5 protein-coding genes are annotated in these 5,399 nt (G+C 69.1%); all 5 read left to right on the top strand.

Annotated elements, in window-relative coordinates:
* The first annotated feature begins 295 nt into the window (after positions 1–295).
* The 5 genes from E1286_RS45675 (at position 296) to E1286_RS45695 (ending at position 5,362) form a co-directional block, all read left to right on the top strand.
* The gene (locus tag E1286_RS45675) at positions 296–1,960 is read left to right on the top strand and encodes a CTP synthase (protein WP_132623432.1); all 1,665 of its coding nucleotides are present in this window, start codon (positions 296–298) and stop codon (positions 1,958–1,960) included.
* The gene (locus tag E1286_RS45680; RefSeq protein WP_132623434.1) at positions 1,957–2,568 is read left to right on the top strand and encodes an NUDIX domain-containing protein; all 612 of its coding nucleotides are present in this window, start codon (positions 1,957–1,959) and stop codon (positions 2,566–2,568) included. The genes E1286_RS45675 and E1286_RS45680 overlap by 4 nt, the downstream gene beginning before the upstream one ends.
* Before the next feature lie 15 nt (positions 2,569–2,583).
* Positions 2,584–3,489 carry a site-specific tyrosine recombinase XerD gene (locus E1286_RS45685; RefSeq protein ID WP_132623436.1) on the top strand — a complete coding sequence of 302 codons (906 nt, stop codon included), beginning with the start codon at positions 2,584–2,586 and terminating at the stop codon, positions 3,487–3,489.
* 122 nt (positions 3,490–3,611) lie between these two features.
* Positions 3,612–4,547, top strand: a complete 936-nt coding sequence (locus tag E1286_RS45690) for a ParA family protein (RefSeq protein WP_397053408.1) — start codon at positions 3,612–3,614, stop codon at positions 4,545–4,547.
* Entirely contained in the window at positions 4,544–5,362 is an 819-nt protein-coding gene (locus E1286_RS45695) for a segregation and condensation protein A (protein WP_132623440.1), read from the top strand. The genes E1286_RS45690 and E1286_RS45695 overlap by 4 nt, the downstream gene beginning before the upstream one ends.
* The last annotated feature ends 37 nt before the right edge of the window (positions 5,363–5,399 follow it).

Genomic DNA, 5,399 nt, shown 5'->3' on the forward strand with positions numbered 1-5,399 from the left:
GGCCTGGGTCGGCGCAGTGGAGGGGTTTTGCTGGTGGTGGGGTGGACGACTGGTGGTAGCGCGGTGGTAGCAGAAGGGCCATTGACGGTCACGAACGTCCATCAGTGGTCATCGGTTGGATCGTGTTTCGACCAGTGGTTTCACCGACAGCCACGGACTTCCGGCGACTATCACATCGCGGCAAGGCGGTCAAAGTTACCGCTAGGTCGAGACCGTTCGGGCATGTGAGGGGCGTTGTTTGATATCCTGAGAGCCCGTGGACACTTCGACCACACCTCGAGCCACGGGAGCCCCTTTGCGCAGCGCATCGCAAACCAAGCATCTGTTCGTCACCGGCGGTGTCGCCTCCAGTCTCGGCAAGGGGCTCACGGCATCCAGTCTCGGCCGCCTGCTCAAGGCACGGGGTCTGCGGGTCACCATGCAGAAGCTCGACCCCTATCTCAACGTCGACCCCGGCACCATGAACCCGTTCCAGCACGGCGAGGTGTTCGTCACCGACGACGGCGCCGAGACCGACCTCGACGTCGGCCACTACGAGCGGTTCCTCGACACCGACCTGCACGGCTCGGCCAACGTCACCACCGGCCAGGTCTACTCCAACGTCATCGCCAAGGAACGGCGCGGCGAATACCTGGGCGACACCGTCCAGGTCATCCCCCACATCACCAACGAGATCAAAGACCGCATCCGGGGCATGGCCGGTCCCGAGGTCGACGTGGTCATCACCGAGGTCGGCGGCACGGTCGGCGACATCGAGTCGCTGCCGTTCCTGGAGGCCGTCCGGCAGATCCGCCACGAGGTCGGCCGCGACAACGTGTTCTTCCTGCACGTCTCGCTGCTGCCGTACATCGGGCCGTCCGGCGAGCTGAAGACCAAGCCCACCCAGCACAGCGTGGCCGCGCTGCGCAGCATCGGCATCCAGCCCGACGCGATCGTGCTGCGCTCCGACCGGTCCGTGCAGACGTCGATCAAGCGCAAGATCAGCCTGATGTGCGACGTGGACGAGGACGCCGTGGTCTCCTGCGTGGACGCCGCCTCGATCTACGACATCCCGAAGGTGCTCCACTCCGAAGGGCTCGACGCCTACGTCGTGCGCCGGCTCGGCCTGCCGTTCCGCGACGTCGACTGGAAGGAGTGGGAGCAGCTGCTGCGCCGGGTGCACCGGCCGGCGAAGGAAGTCACCATCGCCCTTGTTGGGAAATATATTGATTTGCCGGATGCGTACCTCTCGGTCACGGAGGCCCTGCGGGCCGGCGGGTTCGCCAACGACGCCCGCGTGAACATCCGCTGGGTCAAGAGCGACGACTGCGAGACCCCCGAGGGCGCCGAGCGCGAGCTCGACGGCGTCGACGGCGTGCTCATCCCCGGCGGCTTCGGCGTACGCGGCATCGAGGGCAAGATCGGCGCCATCCGCCACGCCCGCGAGAACAAGGTCCCGCTGCTCGGCATCTGCCTCGGCATGCAGGGCATGGTCATCGAGGCCGCCCGCAACATGGCCGGCATCGCCGGCGCCAACTCCGCCGAGTTCGACCCCGACACCGAGCACCCGGTCATCTCCACCATGGCCGACCAGGAAGACGTCGTCGCCGGCGAGCGCGACATGGGCGGTACCATGCGCCTGGGCAGTTACACCGCCAAGCTGGCGGAAGACACCCTGGCCCGCCGGCTCTACGGCGGCAAGCCCACGGCCGACGAGCGCCACCGCCACCGCTACGAGGTCAACAACGCCTACCGCGAGCAGCTCGAACGGGTCGGCCTCGTCTTCTCCGGCCTGTCGCCCGACGGCCGCCTGGTCGAATACACCGAGCTGCCCACCGACGTCCACCCCTTCTTCATCGGCACCCAGGCCCACCCGGAGTTCCGCTCCCGTCCCACGCGGGCCAACCCGATGTTCAAGGGCCTCGTCGGCGCCGCCCTGGTCTACGCCGACAGCCGCGTGGGCGCCCGGGTGGGCCAGTGAGGATCGAAGACACGCCCGAGGCGTGGGATGTGGTCGAATCGAGACATCGATTCACCGGGCACGTCATCCAGGTCGTCACCGACAGCGTCAAAATGCCTGGTGACGAGGTCGCCGACCGCGACTACGTCGTCCATCCGGGATCCGTCGCCGTGCTGGCGCTCGACGAGCGGCAGCGCGTCCTGATGATCCGGCAGTACCGCCACCCCGTCCGCCGGTTGTTGTGGGAGCTGCCCGCCGGGCTGCGCGACGTCGAAGGCGAGCCGCTGGCCGAGACCGCCGCGCGCGAGCTGGCCGAGGAGGCCGGCTACCGCGCCGCCACCTGGCACACGCTGCTCGACCTGCGCTCCTCGCCCGGCATGACCGACGAGCGCATCCGGGTGTTCCTCGCCCGCGACCTGACGGAGATCCCCGAGGAGGAGAACGGGTTCGTCCACCGCCACGAGGAGATCGGCATGCCGGTCGAATGGGTGCCGCTGGACGACGCGGTCCAGAAGGCCCTCACGGGAATGATCCACAATTCCCCGGCCGTGGCCGGTATCCTCGCCGCATATGCGGCTTCGGCTGAGGGGTTCGCCTACCTGCGCCCCGCCGACGCCCCGGAGGCGTGACGGAAGGACCTGTTCGTGGAGGCAGTGCTCTCCAGCTATCTCGCCCATCTCGCGGTGGAACGGGACCTGGCTGCCAACACGCTCGCGTCCTACCGTCGTGACCTGCGCCGATACGTCGAGCACCTGCGCGGGCGCGGGCGTCTGCGGCTCGACGAGGTGGGGGAGGACGACGTCCAGGCCTTCCTGGCGGCGCTGCGCGCGGGCGACGGCGACCACCCCGCCCTCGTCGCCAGCTCCGCCGCCCGCGCTGTCTCGGCCGTGCGCGGGCTGCACCGCTTCGCCCTGCGCGAAGGGGTCACGAGTCACGACCCCGCCCACGAGGTGCGCCCGCCACGCCAGCCGCGCCGCCTGCCGAAGGCGATCGCCGTCGACGAGGTGGAGCGGCTCATCGCCGCCTCCGGTCCCGACGGCGCGCCGCTGACCCTGCGCAACCGCGCCCTCCTGGAGGTCCTGTACGGCACCGGCGCCCGCATCTCCGAGGCCGTCGGGCTGGCCGTGGACGACCTGGAGGACGACCAGGTGCGCCTGCGCGGCAAGGGCGGCCGCACCCGCGTCGTCCCCCTGGGCCGCTACGCCCGCTCCGCCCTCGACGCCTACCTCGTACGCGCCCGTCCCGGTCTGCTCGCCCACGGGCGCGGCACGTCCGCCGTCTTCCTCAACGCCCGCGGCGGACGGCTGACCAGGCAGGGCGCCTGGGAGGTGCTCCAGGCCGCCGCCGAACGAGCCGGACTCCACGGGATAAGCCCCCACGTACTCCGGCATTCCTTCGCAACACATCTCTTGGACGGCGGCGCGGACGTTAGGGTGGTCCAGGAGCTGCTCGGTCACGCCTCGGTGACGACCACGCAGGTCTACACCCTGGTGACGGTCGACAAGCTCCGCGAGGTCTACGCCGCGGCGCATCCGCGTGCGCGGCAGTGATCTATAGTCTTTGGGCGTACGCCACCCTCCGGCGTGCCGCCTTGCCGCGTTAAGTGGCGACGCCATAGTGTCCGTCCGGACGGTCCGGTTCGGGATCGTCAGGGAGGTTCGAGCTGGTGACTGTGGAGACCAAGGGTTCGACCCCGGGGACCCCCGACAACCCCTGGGGCGACACGAAGACCAACGCGCCTTCCAAGGGCGTCAACCTGGGCCCGACGCAACGGCCCCGACCGGTGTTCCCCGAGCCGGTGCCCCCAGCGGTGCACGGTCCGGCGCGCGTGGTCGCGATGGTCAACCAGAAGGGTGGCGTCGGCAAGACCACGACCACCATCAACCTGGGGGCCGCACTCGTCGAATACGGCCTCAAGGTGCTGCTGGTCGACTTCGACCCGCAGGGGGCGCTCTCCGTCGGCCTGGGCATCAACCCGCTCCAGCTCGACCTGACCGTCTACAACCTGCTGATGGAACGCGGCGTCACCGCAGAAGACGTCCTGATCGAGACCGGTGTCGACGGGCTCGACCTGCTGCCGAGCAACATCGACCTGTCTGCGGCCGAAGTGCAGCTGGTCACCGAGGTCGCCCGTGAGCAGGTGCTCGGCCGCGTGATCAAGCCGTTGCTGCCGCACTACGACGTGTGTCTCATCGACTGCCAGCCGTCGCTCGGCCTGCTCACGATCAACGCGCTCACCTGCGCGCACGGCGTGATGGTGCCGCTGGAGTGCGAGTTCTTCGCCCTGCGCGGCGTCGCGCTGCTGATGGACACGATCAGCAAGGTGCAGGAGCGGCTCAACGAAGACCTCGAGATCGAGGGCCTGCTCGCCACCATGTACGACGCCCGCACCCTGCACGGCCGCGAGGTGCTGGCCCGGGTCGTGGAGGCGTTCGGCGACAAGGTGTTCCACACGGTGATCAACCGCACGGTGCGTTTCCCCGACGCCACGGTCGCCGGTGAGCCGATCACGACGTTCGACCCGTCATCGCTCGGCGCGAACGCCTACCGTGAGCTGGCCCGCGAAGTGCTCTCGCGCTGGCCGGCGCCTGCCACAATGGCCAGGTGACAGCAGAGCAGACCGAACCCCAGGGCTTCCAGGTCCACCTGGACGTCTTCGAGGGCCCGTTCGACCTGCTGCTCGGCCTCATCGCCAAACACAAGCTCGACATCACCGAGGTCTCGCTCTCCAAGGTCACCGACGAGTTCATCTCCTACATCCGGTCCCGGGGCCCCGAGTGGGACCTCGACCAGACCAGCCACTTCCTGCTGGTGGCCGCCACCCTGCTCGACCTGAAGGCCGCCCGGCTGCTGCCCACCGGCGAGGTGGAGGACGAAGAGGACCTCGCGCTGCTGGAGGCCCGCGACCTGCTGTTCGCGCGGCTGCTGCAGTACAAGGCGTACAAAGAGGTGGCGAAGGTCTTCGCCGGGCGGATGGCGGAGGAGGCGCTGCGCTTCCCCCGTACGGCGCCGATGGAGGAGCAGTTCGCCAACCTGCTGCCCGAGCTCATCCTCGGCATCGGGCCCGAGCAGCTCGCCCGCATCGCGGCCAAGGCGTTCACGCCGAAGCTGCCGCCGACGGTCAGCATCGGTCACATCTACCAGCCGCTGGCGAGCGTCAAGGAGCAGGCGTCCATCCTGGTCATGCACCTGCGCCGGCTCCGGCGGGCCACCTTCCGGGCGCTGGTCGCCGACTGCGAGGGCACCTTCGAGGTCATCGCGCGGTTCCTCGCGGTGCTGGAGCTGTTCCGGGAGTCGGCGGTGTCGTTCGAGCAGATCGAGCCGCTGGGCGATCTGCACGTGACCTGGACCGGCTCCGACGACGGGGACGTCGCGGTGGGCGACGACTACGAGGAATCCGCGGAGAAACCATCTGATGACTGACGACAACCCCCTGCCCAACCCCCGCAAGTCCCCGGAT

It is taken from the genome of Nonomuraea terrae (assembly GCF_004348995.1).
GTDB lineage: Bacteria > Actinomycetota > Actinomycetes > Streptosporangiales > Streptosporangiaceae > Nonomuraea > Nonomuraea terrae.